This is a genomic window from Neisseria sp. P0009.S007 (genome assembly GCF_051962515.1).
The window spans coordinates 1-450 of the sequence record NZ_JBQCVF010000887.1; the positions used below are offsets into that span (position 1 = coordinate 1).

Here is a 450-nt window from a genome sequence, read left to right on the forward strand (position 1 = left end):
GCACTGGAAAGAGCGATTTCTGCAGAAACCAATTTTGCCTGATAGGTTTCCAGTTTGGATTTTTCGGTATTTAAGGTATTGATCTGATTGGTTGAGTCGATTTCCGCAATCAGATCGCCTTTTTTCACTTGTTGGCCCAGTTTCACATACAGTTTTTTAATCTGACCTGAAGCTTCCGCGCCTACGGATACCAAATTGGAAGGTGAGATTTCTCCGGTTGCCGACACGGTTTGACGGATATCGCCGCGTTTGACTACTTCTGTAATAAAAGAAGACTGAGGCTCAGGCTTCATCAAAGACCAGCCGCCGAAAGCCGCTGCTACTACAACAGCCGTACCGGCCGCCCACTTGAAAACTTTAGACATATAAAAGGAACCAATTCAATAACATAACGTTGCAGACAAGCAATAAATGTATGTTGGAGACAAAAAAAACAACTGGATTTTACTG

The 450-nt window shown here is 43.3% G+C and carries 1 protein-coding gene; it reads right to left on the bottom strand.

Annotation, left to right across the window (positions count from 1 at the left end):
• The coding region (locus tag ACTHS3_RS16945; protein WP_440368632.1) for an efflux RND transporter periplasmic adaptor subunit at positions 1-365 on the bottom strand (365 nt) is incomplete at its 3' end.
• Positions 366-450 lie beyond the last annotated feature (85 nt).